General features: G+C 71.3%; 14 protein-coding genes and 2 pseudogenes. 10 read left to right on the forward strand and 6 right to left on the reverse strand.

Features of this window, described 5'->3' with window-relative positions:
* Positions 1–10 precede the first annotated feature (10 nt).
* Positions 11–1,060, reverse strand: a pseudogene (locus tag D3105_RS23375) (AMP-binding protein); the annotation flags it as partial.
* 167 nt (positions 1,061–1,227) lie between these two features.
* Here D3105_RS23375 and D3105_RS23380 point away from each other — a divergent pair.
* The 7 genes from D3105_RS23380 (at position 1,228) to D3105_RS23410 (ending at position 7,812) form a co-directional block, all read left to right on the forward strand.
* Positions 1,228–2,028: a crotonase/enoyl-CoA hydratase family protein gene (locus tag D3105_RS23380; RefSeq protein WP_118905023.1), complete on the forward strand. Its 801-nt coding sequence runs from the start codon at positions 1,228–1,230 to the stop codon at positions 2,026–2,028.
* A gap of 15 nt (positions 2,029–2,043) precedes the next feature.
* A complete protein-coding gene (locus D3105_RS23385; RefSeq protein WP_118905024.1) occupies positions 2,044–2,991 on the forward strand; it encodes a Zn-ribbon domain-containing OB-fold protein in 948 nt (315 codons plus the stop codon).
* The gene (locus tag D3105_RS23390; protein ID WP_118905025.1) at positions 2,992–4,044 is read left to right on the forward strand and encodes a thiolase domain-containing protein; all 1,053 of its coding nucleotides are present in this window, start codon (positions 2,992–2,994) and stop codon (positions 4,042–4,044) included.
* Positions 4,037–5,203, forward strand: coding sequence for a thiolase domain-containing protein (locus tag D3105_RS23395; protein WP_118905026.1), 1,167 nt, complete (start codon positions 4,037–4,039; stop codon positions 5,201–5,203). Before D3105_RS23390 ends, D3105_RS23395 begins: the two co-directional genes overlap by 8 nt.
* A gap of 77 nt (positions 5,204–5,280) precedes the next feature.
* Positions 5,281–5,781, forward strand: a complete 501-nt coding sequence (locus D3105_RS23400) for a hypothetical protein (protein ID WP_003971159.1) — start codon at positions 5,281–5,283, stop codon at positions 5,779–5,781.
* 170 nt (positions 5,782–5,951) lie between these two features.
* Positions 5,952–7,190 carry an MFS transporter gene (locus tag D3105_RS23405; RefSeq protein ID WP_118905027.1) on the forward strand — a complete coding sequence of 413 codons (1,239 nt, stop codon included), beginning with the start codon at positions 5,952–5,954 and terminating at the stop codon, positions 7,188–7,190.
* A gap of 64 nt (positions 7,191–7,254) precedes the next feature.
* On the forward strand, positions 7,255–7,812 hold the full coding sequence (locus D3105_RS23410; protein WP_118905028.1) for a TetR/AcrR family transcriptional regulator: 558 nt from the start codon (positions 7,255–7,257) through the stop codon (positions 7,810–7,812).
* A 95-nt stretch (positions 7,813–7,907) separates the two neighbouring features.
* Here the strand turns inward: D3105_RS23410 and D3105_RS23415 are convergent, their stop codons facing one another.
* From D3105_RS23415 to D3105_RS23425, 3 genes are all read right to left on the reverse strand, one after another.
* Positions 7,908–10,121: a terpene synthase family protein gene (locus D3105_RS23415; protein ID WP_118905029.1), complete on the reverse strand. Its 2,214-nt coding sequence runs from the start codon at positions 10,119–10,121 to the stop codon at positions 7,908–7,910.
* A gap of 136 nt (positions 10,122–10,257) precedes the next feature.
* Positions 10,258–10,926, reverse strand: coding sequence for a transglycosylase SLT domain-containing protein (locus D3105_RS23420; RefSeq protein ID WP_118905030.1), 669 nt, complete (start codon positions 10,924–10,926; stop codon positions 10,258–10,260).
* A 476-nt stretch (positions 10,927–11,402) separates the two neighbouring features.
* Positions 11,403–12,539 (reverse strand): aminoglycoside phosphotransferase family protein, encoded by a 1,137-nt coding sequence (locus tag D3105_RS23425; RefSeq protein WP_118905031.1) that lies wholly within the window; start codon positions 12,537–12,539, stop codon positions 11,403–11,405.
* 231 nt (positions 12,540–12,770) lie between these two features.
* On the opposite strand from D3105_RS23425, the gene D3105_RS23430 reads away from it, so the two are divergent.
* Positions 12,771–14,258, forward strand: a complete 1,488-nt coding sequence (locus D3105_RS23430) for a hypothetical protein (RefSeq protein ID WP_118905032.1) — start codon at positions 12,771–12,773, stop codon at positions 14,256–14,258.
* A 143-nt stretch (positions 14,259–14,401) separates the two neighbouring features.
* Here the strand turns inward: D3105_RS23430 and D3105_RS23435 are convergent, their stop codons facing one another.
* The gene (locus D3105_RS23435) at positions 14,402–15,823 is read right to left on the reverse strand and encodes a PP2C family protein-serine/threonine phosphatase (RefSeq protein ID WP_118905033.1); all 1,422 of its coding nucleotides are present in this window, start codon (positions 15,821–15,823) and stop codon (positions 14,402–14,404) included.
* A 343-nt stretch (positions 15,824–16,166) separates the two neighbouring features.
* Between D3105_RS23435 and rpmG the strand changes: the two genes are divergently transcribed.
* Together rpmG and D3105_RS23445 are read left to right on the forward strand one after the other, a co-directional pair.
* On the forward strand, positions 16,167–16,331 hold the full coding sequence (gene rpmG, locus D3105_RS23440) for a 50S ribosomal protein L33 (protein WP_030809444.1): 165 nt from the start codon (positions 16,167–16,169) through the stop codon (positions 16,329–16,331).
* Positions 16,332–16,410: 79 nt separating this feature from the next.
* Entirely contained in the window at positions 16,411–16,671 is a 261-nt protein-coding gene (locus D3105_RS23445) for a type B 50S ribosomal protein L31 (RefSeq protein ID WP_118905034.1), read from the forward strand.
* Between the two features lie 224 nt (positions 16,672–16,895).
* On the opposite strand, the pseudogene D3105_RS23450 reads toward D3105_RS23445, so the two are convergent.
* Positions 16,896–17,109, reverse strand: a pseudogene (locus tag D3105_RS23450) (DUF1275 domain-containing protein); the annotation flags it as partial.

Genomic DNA, 17,109 nt, shown 5'->3' on the forward strand with positions numbered 1-17,109 from the left:
GCTGTTCTCAGTCGGCGGTGGCCGTGCCGTTGAAGCCGGACTCGGAGGAGCCGAAGTTGTTCAGGAGCAGCACCGTCGGCACGAGCGCCTGGAACTCCGCCCGCACCGAGTCCGACATGATCGCCCCGGAGCTGGAGACGGAGAACAGCGACGAGCAGTCCGTCCCGCGCAGCGCCCCCTTCAGACAGTCGATCAGCGGGCGCAGCATCGCGTCGCCGACCAGCGACACGCTGGTGACCTTCTCCTTCTCGATCGTCCGCAGCACCTCCTCGGGAACGAACTTGCGGTGCACGACAACGCGTTGACCGAAGTTGAAGCCGATGAACGCGGTCAGGGTGGAGGTCCCGTGCATCAGGGGCGGCGTGGGGAAGAAGGTGATGCCCTCGCCGCCCGCCGCGACCCGCTCCGCCAGCTCCTGCGGGGTCTTCACCGGCTCGCCGGTCGGTGCTCCGCCACCCAGTCCCGAGAAGAAAAGGTCCTCCTGACGCCACATCACCCCCTTGGGCATGCCGGTCGTCCCGCCCGTGTAGATGATGAACTGGTCGTCGGCGGAGCGCGGTGCGAAGCCTCGGTCCGAGGCGCCGGACGCCTCCGCCTCGGCGAAGGGCACGGCCGTGGGCCCGGGAGCGGCCGTCGTGGCAGCGGGCCCCACCCGGACCAGATGGCGCAGCCCCGGGGCCTGCGGAGCGGCCGCCGCCACCCGCTCGTCGAACTCGCCGTCGAAGACCAGCGCCGCCAGATCCGCGTCCCGGTAGAGGTAGGCCAGCTCCTCCTCGACGTAGCGGTAATTGACGTTCACCGGCACGATCCGCGCCTTGAGTGCTCCCAGCACCGTCTGGAGGTACTCCACCCCGTTGTAGAGGTGCAGCCCAAGGTGCTCGCCCGGCCGGACCCCGGCGTCGATCAGGTGGTGGGCGATGCGGTTCGCGGCCTCGTCCAGCTCCGCGTAGGTCAGCCGGCGCTCCGCGCCCGTACCGGGATGGTCGACGTACAGGAGCGCCTCGCGGTCGGGCACCGCGTCGACGACCGACTCGAACAGGTCGGCAAGGTTGTACTCCACCGTTCCTCCTGACCCCGGGTGACTGGCGACTCGGCCGTCATTAGAGCGCCGGTCGGCACAAGGGGGAAGGGGTGGCGTCGCAACAATCTGACGATCTGTCAGAAAACTATTGAACTGCGCCCCCTCCTCCTGCAACCTGTTCCAGATCCGGAGAACAGGAGTCCGTCATGGGCGGTACGGAACACCTCACCGTGCGGCGCGAGGGCGCCACGCTGGTGCTCACCCTGAACAGACCACAGGCCAGGAACGCGCTCTCGTTGCCGATGCTCGTCGGCCTGTACGACGGCTGGCTCGCGGCCGACGCCGACGACACGGTCCGTTCCGTCGTCCTCACCGGCGCGGGCGGCGCGTTCTGTTCCGGCATGGACCTCAAGGCGCTCGACGGCGACGGAATGGCGGGGGAGGAGTACCGCGAGCGGATGACGGCCGACCCCGACCTGCACTGGAAGGCGATGCTGCGCCACCACCGCCCCCGCAAACCGGTCATCGCCGCCGTGGAGGGCCCTTGTGTCGCGGGCGGCACCGAGATCCTCCAGGGCACCGACATTCGCGTCGCCGGGGCCGGAGCCACCTTCGGGCTCTTCGAGGTCCGCCGGGGCCTCTTCCCGATCGGCGGCTCCACCGTCCGGCTGCCCCGCCAGATCCCCCGCACCCACGCCCTCGAGATGCTCCTCACCGGCCGCCCGTACACCGCCGACGAGGCCGCCGCCATCGGGCTCATCGGCCGGGTCGTGCCCGACGGCACCGCCCTGGAGGAGGCGCTCGCCGTCGCCGAACGGGTCAACGCCTGCGGGCCGCTCGCCGTCGAGGCCGTCAAGGCGTCCGTCTACGAGGGCGCCGAACTGACCGAGGGTGAAGCCCTGGCCGCCGAACTCAAGCGCGGCTGGCCCGTGTTCGCCACCGAGGACGCCAAGGAGGGCGCCCGCGCCTTCGCCGAGAAGCGCCCGCCCGTCTACCGGCGCGCCTGACCCCAGGAGAGAGCCATGCCCGACGTCCTCAGCGCCCCGCTGGTGGTCGAATTCCCCTTCACCCGCTCGCTCGGACCCGTCCAGAGCGCCTTCCTCACCGGTCTGCGCGAACGCACTGTCCTCGGCGTCCGGGCGGACAACGGCACGGTTCTCGTGCCACCCGTCGAATACGACCCGGTCACCGCGAACGAACTCCGTGATCTGGTCGAGGTCGCCCCCACCGGAACCGTCACCACCTGGGCCTGGAACCCGTCCCCGCGCCGCGACCAGCCGCTCGACACCCCCTTCGCCTGGGTCCTCGTCCGCCTCGACGGGGCCGGCACCGCACTGCTGCACGTGCTCGACGCGCCCGGACCCGACGCCGTACGCACCGGGATGCGCGTCCGTATCCGCTGGGCCGCGACCCGCGTCGGCGCCATCACCGACATCGCCTGCTTCGAACCGTACGAGAGCGAGCCCCACGGGTCCGAACCAGCCTCGCACTCAGGCGAGTTCGCCGAGCCGGTCACCGGCATCGTCACCCCGGCCCGCCTCGACTACGTCCACACTCCCGGCCGCGCCCAGAGCGCCTACATCAAGGCCCTGGAGGAACGCCGTACCGTCGGCGAACGCTGCCCGTCCTGCCGCAAGGTCTACGTACCGCCGCGCGGCGCCTGCCCCACCTGCGGGGTCGCCACCGCCGAACAGGTCGAGGTCGGCCCGCGCGGCACGGTCACCACCTTCTGCATCGTCAACATCAAGGCGAAGAACCTGGACATCGAAGTCCCGTACGTCTACGCCCACATCGCCCTCGACGGCGCCGATCTCGCCCTGCACGGCCGCATCGCCGGAATCCCCTACGACCAGGTGCGCATGGGGTTGCGCGTCGAGCCCGTCTGGAGCGAGGGCGCCCGCCATGTGGACCACTACCGGCCCACCGGCGAGCCCGACGCCGACTACGACACGTACAAGGAGCTGGTGTAGATGCGGGACGTGGCCATCGTCGCCTTCGCCCAGAGCGCGCACCGGCGGCGCACCGACGAACTCTCCGAGGTCGACCTGCTGATGCCCGTCCTCCACGAGGTCCTGGGCGCGACCGGGCTCAAGGCCAACGAGATCGGGTTCACCTGCTCCGGCTCCGCCGACTACCTCGCCGGGCGGGCCTTCTCCTTCACCATGGCGCTCGACGGCGTCGGCGCCCACCCGCCCATCTCCGAGTCCCACGTCGAGATGGACGGGGCCTGGGCGCTCTACGAAGCCTGGGTCAAGATCCAGACCGGTGAGGCGGACACCGCGCTGGTCTACTCGTACGGCAAGTCGTCGCCCGGCCGGGTCCGCGACGTCCTCACCCGCCAGCTCGACCCCTACTACCTCGCCCCCCTCTGGCCCGACTCCGTAGCCCTCGCCGCCCTCCAGGCCCAGGCGCTCATCGACGCGGGCGACGCCGACGAAGGAGCCCTCGCCGAGATCGCCGCCCGCAACCGCACCGACGCCGTCGACAACCCGTACGCCCAGCTCACCGGCGACGTCCCGGCGGGCGACCCCCTCGTGCACCCGCTGCGCACCGGCGACTGCCCGCCCATCGGCGACGGGGCCGCCGCCGTGGTCCTCGCCGCCGGGGACACCGCCCGCGCCCTGTGCGAACGGCCCGCCTGGATCCGGGGCATCGACCACCGCATCGAGGCCCACAGCCTCGGCGTCCGCGACCTGACCGACAGCCCCTCCGCACGGCTCGCGGCCGAGCGGGCCGGGGCGTTCGACCGGCCCGTCGACACCGCCGAGCTGCACGCCCCGTTCACGTCGCAGGAAGTCGTCCTGCGCAAGGCGCTCGGGCTCGGCGACGAGGTCCGCGTCAACCCCTCCGGCGGCGCCCTCGCCGCCAACCCGATCATGGCCGCCGGACTGATCCGGCTCGGCGAGGCCGCAGCCCGCATCCACCGCGGCGCGTCCGACCGGGCGCTCGCCCACGCCACCTCCGGGCCCTGCCTGCAACAGAACCTGGTCGCCGTCCTGGAAGGGGAGAGCACTCATGCCTGAGGAGCCCGTCGCCGTCGTCGGCATCGGCCAGACCAAACACGTCGCCGCCCGGCACGACGTCTCCATCGCCGGACTCGTCCGCGAAGCGGCGGTCCGCGCCCTGGAGGACGCCGGGCTGGGCTGGGCCGACATCGACGCCGTCGTGATCGGCAAGGCGCCCGACTTCTTCGAGGGGGTCATGATGCCGGAGCTCTACCTCGCCGACGCACTGGGCGCCGTCGGCAAACCCATGCTCCGCGTCCACACGGCGGGCTCCGTCGGCGGATCGACGGCCCTGGTCGCCGCGAACCTCGTCGCCGCCCGCGTCCACCGCACCGTCCTCACCCTCGCCTTCGAGAAGCAGTCCGAGTCCAACGCCATGTGGGGGCTCTCCCTCCCCGTCCCCTTCCAGCAGCCGCTGCTGGCCGGTGCGGGCGGCTTCTTCGCCCCGCACGTGCGCGCGTACATGCGGCGCGCCGGAGCGCCCGACACGGTGGGTTCGCTCGTCGCGTACAAGGACCGCCGCAACGCGCTCAAGAACCCCTACGCGCACATCCACGACCACGACCTCACCCTGGAGAAGGTCCAGTCCTCCCCCATGCTCTGGGACCCGGTCCGCTACTCCGAGACCTGCCCCTCGTCCGACGGGGCCTGCGCCATGATCCTCACAGACCGGGCCGGCGCGGCCCGTTCCCCGCACCCGCCCGCCTGGGTCCACGGCGGGGCGATGCGCAGCGAACCGACCCTGTTCGCGGGCAAGGACTTCGTCTCCCCGCAGGCCGGCAAGGACTGCGCCGCCGACGTCTACCGGCAGGCGCGTATCACCGATCCGCGCCGTGAGATCGACGCCGTCGAGATGTACGTACCGTTCTCCTGGTACGAACCGATGTGGCTGGAGAACCTCGGATTCGCCGACGAGGGCGAGGGCTGGAAACTCACCGAGGCGGGCGTCACCGAACTCGACGGCGACCTCCCGGTCAACCCCTCGGGCGGCGTGCTGTCCACCAACCCCATCGGCGCCTCCGGCATGATCCGCTTCGCCGAGGCGGCCCTCCAGGTCCGGGGGAGGGCCGGGGAGCACCAGGTCGACGGCGCCGCCCGCGCGCTCGGCCACGCCTACGGCGGCGGGTCCCAGTTCTTCGCCATGTGGCTGGTGGGAGCAGAGCCCCCGCCCGGCTGAGAAAACGCGACGGGCCCGGCCCCGCGCGGCCCGGGCCCGGCTCCGCAACGTGAGCCGGGACACGTACCATGGGCTCCATGTCCTTCCTCCGCCGCCGTAGCGCCGCAACACCCGCGGGCCCGGACTTCGACGTCCTGGCCATGGACCCCGGGGACTGGCCCGGCAACCTCGGCGCCGGTCTGCTCCCCGCCCCCGACGGCAGTTGCCAGGGCGTGTTCCTCCGTTACGACCTGTACGGCGGCCGGGGACCGGCGATGATCATCGGCAACCTGCCGGAAGGCTCGCCCGCCCGCGAGACCGAGGAGGGCCAGGTCCCCTTCGAGGTGGCCCAACTGCTCCTCGCCCTGGAGAACGACGAGCCGATCGAGGTCGTCAGCTCCGAGGACGTCCCCGTCATGCAGGGCGACAATCTGCTGATCGTCCGCCGCGTCAAGCTTTCCGAGAGCCGCATCGCCTGCGTCCAGTTCGATCGCAGCGACGGCGTCCTCGTGACCATCGCCAGCTGGGACCGGCCGATCACCGACGACCTCTACACCCTCCTCAAGCCCCTGCCCGCGGAGCTGTTCCAGCAAGGCTGAAACGTCCCTTCGCAAGACCGTCCGGTCGCAAGGCCGTCCGAATCCGTTCGGGCGGCCTTTTCTCTTGACGCCGACGGCAGGGGGGCGACTACGCTGAGAAAATGTAACGACCGTTCAATGTGTAACGGTCGTTCAGGTTCATCGTTCCGTCCGTCCGGAAGTCCGCCCCCATGGCCAACCCCTACGGCGCTCTCTTCAGTGCACCGGGCTCCTCAGCCTTCTCCGCCGCGGGCTTCGTCGCCCGTATGCCGCTGTCGATGACCGGCATCGGGATCATTGCGATGCTGTCCCAGATGCGCGGGCAGTACGGCCTGGCAGGGGCCGTCTCCGCCACCTTCACGCTGTCCATGGCTCTCTGCGGCCCCCAGATCTCCCGCGTCGTCGACCGGCGCGGGCAGAGCAAGGTGCTGCTGCCCGCTACCGGCCTCAGCGTCATCGCCACGGGCGTGCTGCTTCTCTGCGCCCGCTACGACGCCCCCGTCTGGACGCTCTTCGTCAGCGCGGTGGCGGCCGGAACGATGCCCAACATGGCCGCGATGGTCCGCGCCCGGTGGACCCACGTCCACCGGGGCTCGGACCGCCTGCACACCGCCTACTCGCTGGAATCGGTCGTCGACGAACTCACCTTCGTGGTGGGGCCCGCGCTCGCGGTCGCGCTGAGCACCGCACTCTTCCCGGAGGCCGGGCCCCTGGTGGCGGTGGTGCTGCTCACTCTCGGTGTCCTCATGTTCGTCCCGCAGAAGCGCACCGAACCGCCGGTGCTCCAGCCGGCCGACGACGGCGCCCCGAGCGCCTCGGCGCTGCGCGGCGGACCGCTCGTCCTGCTGGCCCTCACCCTCGTCGCGGGCGGCACGATCGTCGGCACCGTCGACGTGGTGAGCGTCGCCTTCGCCGAGGAGCAGGGATCACCGGCCAGCGCGGGCATCGTCCTGTCCGTCTACGCGATCGGATCGGCCGGCGCCGGGCTGGTCTTCGGCGCCCTCCGGCTCATCGTCCCGCTGCCCCGGCTGCTCCTCCTGAGCACGGCCGGCACCGCCCTGACCACGCTTCCCCTGCTGCTCGTCGGGAACATCGCCACACTCTCCGCGGCCGTGTTCTTCTCCGGCCTCTTCTTCGCGCCTACCATGATCGTGGTGATGGGACTGGTGGAGAAGACGGTGCCGCCCGCCGCCCTCACCGAAGGGATGACCTGGGCGATCACCGGCCTCAGCGTCGGTGTCGCGTTCGGCGCGTCGGTGTCGGGCGGTATGGTCGACCGCTTCGGCCCCTCCGGCGGCTTCGCCGTGGCCATCGCCGCGGGCGGCGCGACGGTGCTGCTGGCGCTGACCGCCCAGGGCCCGCTCGACCGGAGTCTGCGGGCGCGCGCCGAGAGGCCCGCCGACGAGGGGCGCGCGAAGTCGGTCCTGTAGCCCCCGGCCGTGAGGAACGGCACGCCGCTCCCATCCCGCTCGACCACGACGCCCGGAGGGCACGATGACCACATCACCGACCGACGGCCGCCTGCTCAAGGGCGAACTCCGACGGCAGGAACTCATCGAGGCCACCCTCCAGGTGGTCGCCCGCGAGGGCGTCGCGGGCGTCAGCCACCGGGCGGTGGCGCGCGAGGCGAACCAGCCCGCCACCGCCGCCGCCTACTACTTCAAGAGCATCGACGACCTGCTCACCGCCGCCCTCACCGTCTGTATGGACCAGGACGCCGAACGGATGCGACGCCTGACCGAGAGCGCCGACGGCAGCCCCGAGGGCCTCGCCGCCCTCGCCGAACTGCTCGCGAACGTGATGGGCGGCCCCGGTCGGCTCCTCGCCGAGTACGAGCTCTACCTGCTCGCCGCCCGCCGCCCGGAGCTGCGCCCCTCCACCGGGCGCTGGCTGGAGGCCCTGGCCGGATACGCCCTGCGGTACACCGACGACCCGGTCCGGGTGCAGATCTTCACGAGCGTCGTCGACGGACTGCTCCTCCAGGGACTGCTGACCGACACCCCGCCGACGGCGGCGGAGTTCGAGGCCGTACTGCGGCACGTCCTGCTCTGACCGGCAGCTCCCGGACCCGCGCCCGGACGTGGCCACGGTCCGCCGTGAGAACCCCACGGCGGACCCTGTTCCCGGGGGCCGTACGGCCCGAGGCGCTAGCCGCGGCTGCCCGCCGGCCGGGCCATCATCCGGGTCACCTGCGCCGCCGACGTACCGAGACCCGTGGGCCCGCCGAGATGCCAGGGCGCGGCGTGGCCGCTCCGCAGATCCTCCTCGCGGTAGCGGCGGCAGCCCCGGTGCCAGATCAGGATGCCCGCCAGCCAGTGCTCCAGCTCCCGCACATAGCCCGCCAGGGTCTCCCGCGCCTCGGCGTCCAGCCCGAAGTCGTCGTACAGCACCGGGAGTTCCACCTCGGCGACATGCCGGAACTGTCGCAGCCGCGAGTTCATCAGGTCGTGCACGATCGCCACGCCCGTCGGGTAGTCGACCCCGAAGAAGTTCTGCACGACCAGGGCGCCGTTGTGCACCTCACCCTCGTACTCGATCTCCTTCTGGTACGAGAACAGGTCGTTGAGCAGACACGCGTAGTCCGCGGCAGCGTTCTCCAGGGAACGCATCGGACCGCTGCGGTAGACCTCCTCCGGAACCTTCCGGCCGTGGCCGAGCCGGCACAGGCTCATCGTCAGGTCCGAACCGAACGTCGCCCGCCGCATCTCCACGTAGTCCACCGGGTCGGGGATGCGGTTCTGCGCCTGGTTCGCCAGCTCCCACAGCCAGCTCGCGGTCATCGTCTCGATCGCGGTACGGAAGGTGCGCCGCGCGCCGGAGTCCATCGGGCCGGCCGTCCTGCGCCACAGGTCGCCCAGGCTCCGCTCCAGCGCGTTCACCGGCTCCGGCGTTCCCTCGTCGTCCAGTGGCATGAACAGCGACAGCCGGTCGTTCGCCAGCCGCGCCCCCGCCAGATCCCGGGACCGCCCGTGCACGACCGGGAACCAGTCGTCCCCGTACGTCCCCCAGGCCAGCCAGCCCGAGGACAGGTCCAGCTCGTCCGGGGTCGCGTCCGGGTGGATGCCCGCGGCGCAGAGCGGCAGATCGATCGCGCGGATCCGCTCCTCGTCCCAGATGTGCGAACCCGGCACACCCGGCTGAGCCTCCAGGATGCCCATCCGCCGCGCCCAGTCGACCAGCCGGACGCGCGCCCCCTCCAGGTGCGGGCTCAGCGTGGTGGTGAAGGGCAGATCGAAGTCGGGGAGCAGCGAGGGGCCCACGTGCTGGTACGGCACATGGCTGTGGCTGCGGGCCCGCGCGGTCTCCGAGCGGAGCGTGAATTTGAGGGAGGCGGCGGACATGCCGAAGCCGGGCACGGCCTCGCCCGCGCCACCGCCGTTCATGTATCGGCTGGAGCGCATGTGCCATTCGTGGCCGCCGGACTGCCAGTCCTGGAGCCCCTTGGCGTACGCCAGCACGGCGGCGGTCTGCGCCGGGTCCAGGGCCTTCTCGGCGCAGAGCGGGCCGAGCTCGGTCAGCGCGGTGTTCTCGAACTGCTGGAGCCGTGAGGTCAGCAGGTCGTTGACGGCTTCGGCGGCCTCCTGGGTGGAGCAGCCGAGGAACTTCTCCAGCACCAGCACGCCGTTGCTGTTCTCCCCCTCGTCCTCCACCTCACGCTGGTAGGAGAAGAGGTCGTTGCGCAGGTGTACCGCGTCGGAGAAGGCGTCCCGCAGCACCCGCAGCGGCCGGGACCCGGCGACCGACTCCGGGACCTCCGCGTTCGCCGCGTACTCGACCAGGCCCGCGGACCAGGGCGCGCCGCCCACCTTGCGGCGCATCTCGATGTACTCCACCGGGTTGGCGATGCGGCCCTCGTGGATGTTGGCGAGCTCCCACAGGGACTCGTTGAGGAGGTTCTCCGTCGACTCCGCGAACCGGGCCCGCCAGTCGTCCGTCATCGCGGGCACGGTCCGGGCCCACAGATCGGCGAGCCCCGCCTCGACGGGATTCTCCGGCTCCGGTGTCGCGGCTCCGCGCTCCATCGGCATGAAGGCGGGCAGCCGGTCCAGATACCGCTTGCCGCCCTCCCGGTCGGGCGTGCGCTTGAACAGTTCCAGGAAGTGGTCGTCGAAGAAGAAGACCCACACGTACCAGTCGGTGACGAGGCTGAGCGCCTCCGCCGAGCAGTCGGGATGGGTGTAGGCGCACAGGAGGGCGTAGTCGTGCGCCTCCAGGTCCTTCTCCTCCCAGATGCCGGATCCCTCCAGCATCCCCATGGAACGGGCCCACTCCCGGGTGTGGGTGCGTGCCGCTTCCACATGAGGGTTGAGCCGGGCCGGATACGGAACATAGAAATCCGGCAGTGAGAAGGGCTGTGCCATGTGCGTCAGGCCTTTCCAGAAGCCTCCGCGCGGGGATTCGCGCGGACCGGTGGTGTCCGCGCAGCACTACCCTTCGGCCATCCGGGGCACGCACGATGACGATTAGTCACATCATCGACATGTCGGGGGTGTCGGCTCAGTAGGCGGAGTCGACGTTGTCGATCGAGCCGTACCGGTCCGCGGCGTAGTTGGCGGCGGCGGTGATGTTGGCGACCGGATCGGTGAGCTTCTTCGGGGTGCCCTTGACGTGGTATGCGTCGAAGGTGGGCTGGATCACCTGGAGGAGACCCTTGGAGGGAATGCCGTTCTGGGCGTTGATGTCCCAGTCGTTGACGGCGTTCGGGTTGCCGCTGGACTCGCGCATGATGTTGCGGTGCAGCCCCTCGTAGGAGCCGGGGATGTTCTTCTTCTCCATGATGTCGAGCGACTCGCGGATCCAGCCGTCGAGGTTGTTCGCGTACTTCTTCGGCGTGACGGCCTTGCGCTCGGTGGAGCGGTTGGCGGCCTGCTTCTCGGAGCGCTCCTTCTCGGCCGCCTTCTTCGCGGTCGCCTTCTCGGCGATGGCCTTCTTCGTCGCGGCTTCCTTGGCGGCGTTCTCCTTCGCGGCCTTCTCGGCCGCGTCCTTCGCCGTGGGAATGCCCGCGGCGGCGACCGGCTCCACGGAGACGGAGGACCGGGTCGCGGTGGTCTGCGCTTCGCTCGGGCCGCCGGTGGCGGTTATGGCGGTGACGGAACCGGCCGCGACGAGCACGGCGGTGGCGATCTTGTGCGAGCGGGTGATGCGCAGGGTGGAGATGCGGGGCATGCGTGAGCTCTTCCTATGGGGGACGGGCTTCGCGGCCTTCGCGCCGCGTCGGCAGGCGCCGGACCGTCCGGGCCGCGGTCGCCGGTGGGCGATCGACGCGGACTCGAACTCGGTGCCTGCCGGGATCCATGGTTAGCGGGCACCGACATAGGAAGCAATGACCGCCTTTACTACGCTTCATCGTGATATGCCAATTTATGAGCCATATGGGCGGTTCGTTACGCCGGACGGGAGGGCTCACGTCTCCTACCGGAGGTCGTAGGTGACGTGGGTCTCGTGGCGGGCCTCACCCGTGAGGGACCCCGGAACGGCACAGGGTCAGCGGTCGGTCACCGAACGCAGAACAGCGCGCTGCGGGACCGGTGTGTCGGCACCGGTCCCGCAACGCGCTTCTTCTTCACAGTGGTCTGGTCACTGTGGTCTTCGACGGGCGGGCCCCTGCCCCGCCCTGCTGTCCGGCTCGGCGCCGCCCCGCCTCAGCGGGTGCCGACCGCCGCCCGCACCGCCCTCCGCGCCATCGCGCAGTCGTCGTGCAGCCTCCGCAGCAGCAGCCGCTGCTCCTCACCCGAGGAGAGCGCCCCCGGACGGTCCGCTCCCGCACCCACCGAGGGCGCCTCCCGCATGGTGCGCTGCACCGCCGTCTCGTAGTTCCGGATCTCGCGGGTCAGCACCAGCATCAGGTTCACCAGGAACGCGTCCCGCGCGGCCGGGCCCCTGGCCTGGGCCAGCTGACTGATCTGGCGGCGTGCCACCGGGGCGTCGCCCAGCACGGCCCACAGGGTCGCCAGGTCGTACCCCGGGAGATACCAGCCGGCGTGCTCCCAGTCGACGAGCACCGGGCCGGTCGGCGACAGCAGGATGTTGGAGAGCAGGGCGTCCCCGTGGCAGAACTGCCCCATGCCCTGCCGGCCGCCCGCATGGGCCAGACCGTGCAGCAGTTTCTGCAGGTCACCGAGGTCACGGTCGGTGAACAGGCCGAGCTCGTGGTAGCGGGCGATCCGCGAGGCGTAGTCGAGCGGCGCCTCGAACAGTCCGGGCGGCGGCCGCCAGGCGTTCACCCGGGCGATCGCGCCCAGCGCGGCGCGGATGTCGGCGCGTGGCGGCGCCTCCGCCGGGTGCCGGGTGAGGGCGGCGACCCGGCCGGGCATCCGCTCGATCACCAGCGTGCAGTTCTCCGGATCCGCCGCGATCAGCCGGGGCACCCGAACCGGGGGCCGGTGCCGGACGAACGCGCGGTACGCCGCTATTTCGTGCCGGAACCGCTCGGTCCACGCCGGCGAGTGGTCCAGTAAACACTTCGCCACGGCGGTCGCCCGCCCGGTCGTTCCGACGATCAGGACCGAACGGCCGCTGCGGCGCAGCACCTGGACCGGGTTGAACTCGGGGCAGATGCGCTGCACGGAGGCGATGGCCATCCGCACCTGCGCGCCCTGCGGCCCGGACAGGTCGATCCTGCCGCTGAGCGGTCCGGCGCCCGGTCCCGCGGCCCGTCGGGCCCGGCCCGGACCCTGCACCGGTGCGCCGGCGTGAGGAGCGAGATAGGGCCCGCCGCCCGCGCCCATCGGGCGGAGCGGACGGGGCGGGGCGGACACGGAGGACGATGCTGTGTACATGGGCGAGACAGATCCCTTCGTGCGCCGACAAGGTACGTGCGCCAACCCGGCCGACGGCCGTTCGGCACCCTGGGGAGTACCTAGGGCTGCCGGGCGGGGTGGCGCACTCCTACCTGACAACGGGATACGGGTGGCAGACCATCTGGCGGACCCTGGCGAACCCTGGCGAATAGTCACAGCGCATCTGACAGGGGGTTAATGTCAAGTCAGCCGAGAACCTGGGGGCTTGAAGTGACCGGAGAACCCAACACCCGTCTCAGCGACCTGTTCGGCCTGGCCGGCTGGTCCAAGGGCGAACTCGCGAGAATGGTGAACCGGCAGGCGGCGGCCATGGGCCACCCGCAGCTGGCCACCGACACCTCGCGCGTCAGGCGCTGGATCGACATGGGGGAGTCTCCCCGTGATCCCGTGCCCGAAGTGCTGGCAGCTCTGTTCACCGAGCGGCTCGGCCGTGTCGTGACCATCGAGGACCTCGGGTTCGGCCGACGCGGGCGTGTGGGGAAACGGCGTGACTCCGGGACGGAACACAATCCCGATCAACTGCCGTGGGCGCCCGAGCGGACGGCAGCGGTCCTCACCGAATTCACGGGAATGGACCTCATGCTCAACCGACGCGGCTTGGTGGGTGCGGGCGCCGCGCTCGCCGCCGGCTCAACCATCGCCGGCCCCATGTACGACTGGCTGCACAGCGACCCCGCTCTGGCGGCCGACGCTCCACGGACCAACGATCACCTGCACGCCGATCCCGCCGGTTTCGACCGGTACGAGGCCGCACCGGTCGGCTCCGAGGAGATCGAGGCACTGGAGCACTCGGTCGAGGTCTTCCGCGCCTGGGACGCGTCCAGGGGCGGCGGACTCCAGCGCAAGGCGGTCGTGGGCCAGCTCAACGAGGTGGGCGGCATGCTCGCCTACCGCCACCCCGATCATCTCCAGCGCCGCCTGTGGGGCGTCGCCGCCAACCTCGCCGTCCTGGCGGGCTGGATGTCCCACGACGTCGGCCTCGAACCCACCGCCCAGAAGTACTTCGTCATCGCCGCCCACGCGGCCCGCGAGGGCGGCGACCGGCCGCGTGCCGGAGAGGCGCTCTCCCGGGCGGCACGCCAGATGGTGCACCTGGGCCGCCCCGACGACGCGCTCGACCTGATGAAGCTCGCCAAGTCCGGCTCGGGCGACGAGACCCTGCCCCGTACGCAGGCGATGCTGCGCACCATCGAGGCCTGGGCACAGGCGTCGATGGGACGCGGCCAGGCCATGCGGCGCACCCTCGGCGAGGCCGAGGAGCTCTTCGTCTCGGACAAGAGCGATGTGCCGCCGCCCAGTTGGATGCAGATGTTCGACGAGGCGGATATGCACGGCATGCAGGCGCTCGCCTTCCGTACGCTGGCCGAGCACGACCCGGGAGCGGCGATCATCGCCCAACGCCATGCCAAGCAGGCACTGGAGCTGCGGGTCAACGGGCGCCAGCGGTCGAAGATCTTCGACTACATCTCGCTGGCCTCGGCCTGCTTCATCGCCAACGACCCCGAGCAGGCCGACCGTTACGCCCGGCTCGCCCTGGTGTCGATGGGGGAGACCTCCTCGCACCGCACCTGGGACCGGCTCCGCGAGATGTACCGGCTCACCGGCCAGTTCGCCGGATACGCGGGCATCCAGGATCTGCGCGAGGAGATCGAGCTGTCGCTGCCGAGCCAGAAGAAGGCCAGGGGCACACAGATCTGAACCGGCCCAACCGCGCCGCTCGGCGCTCCTTCACACCCTGATACGTCCGTGCCCCCGCACGCGCCCGCACACAGCGAGTGCTCCCGCAGGCGCTGACACCCAGGGCTCACCCCGTCACGCGCTGACGCGCAGTCCGCGTTCCCTCACGCCCCGATGCGGGCGACCAGCACGCACGCGTCGTCCAGGCGCTCGGTCCCGCCGAACTCCTCGACGACGCCCCGGACGCACTCCTGTGCCGTACGGGCCTCTGCGAACCGGGGGGCGAGGGCGAGCAGTGCCTCCGGGCCCGCACCCCGGTCGCCGCGTCGGGTCAGCCCGTCCGTGTGCAGGACGAGCACGTCGCCGGGGAACAGCCGTACCTCGTCCTGCTCGAACACGGCCTGGGGCGCGGCGCCCAGCAGTATCCCGTCCGGCGGGGGCAGCAGCCGTCCCGCACCGCCGCGGAAGAGTACCGGCGCGGGGTGACCTGCCTGCGCCCAGGAGAGAACGGAGGTTTCCGGGTCGAAGCGGCAGCACAGGGCACTGCCCAGTGCGGGCTGTATCGACGTCTCCAGCACCTGGTTGAGGTGCCCCATCAGCGCGCCCGGCTCGATGCCGGCGATGGCCATGCCCCGCAGCGCGCCGAGCAGCATCGCCATCGCCGAGGTGGCGGGGATGCCGTGCCCGGTGAGGTCGCCGACGGTGAGGAGGGTGCGTCCGTCCGGCAGCTCCATCGCGTCGTACCAGTCGCCGCCGATGAGCCCGCTCGACGCGGAGGGGAGGTAGTGCGCGGCGATGTCCAGGGCGCCGGGGCCCTGTGGCGGGAGGCGCAGCGATCCGCGCCACGGAGGGAGGACGGTCTCCTGGAGTTCCACGGCGATGCGGTGCTCGGTGCGCTCGATGTGCTCCTCGCGCTGTACCGACGCGCGGTTCCTGGTCACGGCCTGCTCGCTGCGGCGCAGCTCGCTGACGTCCCGCAGGACCGCCCACATGGAGGCGGTGCAGCCCTCCGTGTCGAGGACCGGCTCGCCCGTCATGTGCAGCGTGCGCGTGCCGCCGTCGGGGCGCACGATGCGGAACTCGCCGTCCATCGGCCGGCCGTCGACCAGGCAGCCCGTCACCATGGCGGTGAGCACGGGCTGGTCCTCGGGCAGCAGCACGGACGGCAGGTCGTCCAGGGAGAGGGGGGTGGAGTCGAGCGGTCTGCCGAAGATCTCGTACAGCTCCGCGGACCAGCTGGACTCGTCGGTGAGGAGGTTCCACTCGGCGCTGCCCACCCGGCTCAGCAGGGAACCGGCCCTCGGGTCCTCCGGCGCCTCCGCGCCCTCGGGGGCGGAGAGCGGGCCCGGCAGACCGGCCCTGAGCTGGCCCAGGTGCTCGTCGAGGGTGTCCAGATGGTGCACGGCCAGCTCGCACAGGGCGCGCTGCCAGCGCAGCTGCGGGTCATCCTCGTCGATCATGACGGTGTCCTGCCGGACGGCGTCCACGTCCCCGCGCAGCCGGCGCGTGCGGTGGATCAGGTCGTCGACGGCGTCGTGCGCGGGAAGCTGTGGTGCGGGGCGGTCCGCGAAGAGGGGGGACGGCATCTCGTACTCCGTTACAGGCGCGGCCTAGCCGGTTCTGAAGGGTGGACCGCTACCGACTGTCGCACAGGCCGCGGCTGGCCGTAAGGGATTTGGCAACACTCGTTGCGTAGTTGCTTATGGCATATGCCAGCGGCTGTCCGGAGGGGGCGGCAATCCGAACAGGCTTGCGCGTGAGGCGAGTTGGCGGCCCGTTTCGCGGTGTGGCGGACAATCCGCGGGGGTGCGGGAGGGGTGTGCGGGTGCCGGGAATGCCGAGGGGCAGGCCCGCGTTACCTCACCAGAACGAAAACGAATCCCATTCCCGGTAGGGGGCTGGGGTCGTCGGAGATCTTGGGAGGCGCCCATGGCACGCAGCGAGACCAGGCCCGTCGTCACTCTCCGGTCCACCGCCGGAACCGGCCGCAGCTATGTCACGCGCAAGAACCGCCGCAACGACCCCGACCGGCTGGAGCTCCGCAAGTTCGACTCCGCGGTCGGCCGGCACGTGCTGTTCCGCGAGGTCCGCTGACCGTTCGGAAGAGGCTCCGCACGCAAGGGCCCGTCACTCTGTACGCCACCGCTGTGCGCGGTGAGGAAGGAACGCATCGATGAAGCCCCGTATCCACCCCGTGACCCGTCCCGTGGTCTTCCGCGACCGCGCGGCCGACGTCGCCTTCCTGATCAGCTCGACCGCCGACTCCGGCGAGCGCGTGGAGTGGCAGGACGGCATCACCTACCCCGTCATCGACGTGGAGACCTCGTCGGCGAGTCACCCGTTCTACACCGGCGGCACCCAGGTGCTCGACACGGAGGGCCGCGTCGAGCAGTTCCGCCGCCGCTACGGCACCGCCGAGACGTCCGGAAGCTGACCGAAAGCGGCCTGACCAGGGGAAGAGTCGGGAATTCCGTGCCGTGGATCACATCCGCGGGGGCGGATTCCCGGGAACACCCCGGGATGGTTTATCGTTCATCTATACGTGGGTGTGAGGGGGACAGTGTCCCCGGGCCTCACCTGTAGCCCATGGGGACGATCGGCACCGCCGAAGCCCCATGGAGCCCTCCGCCGAGAGGCGACCGCCCTTCACGCCCGCACTCAAGCCGCCCCGGCTGGATTCCCCCGATCCGGCCGGGGCTTCCCCTTGCCCGGCCGGAACCGGCCTCGCGCCGGGACCGTCTCCAGGACCAGCGCACCGGCAGCCATCACCACCGCGCCCAGCGCGGCCCCGGGGCTCCACCACCGCTCGGCCAGCGCCGCGACCGCCGCCCCCGCCACCACCGCGGCCAGCCGCCCCAGCACCCAGCCGTCC

The sequence above is a fragment of the Streptomyces globisporus genome, from assembly GCF_003501885.1.
GTDB lineage: Bacteria > Actinomycetota > Actinomycetes > Streptomycetales > Streptomycetaceae > Streptomyces > Streptomyces globisporus_D.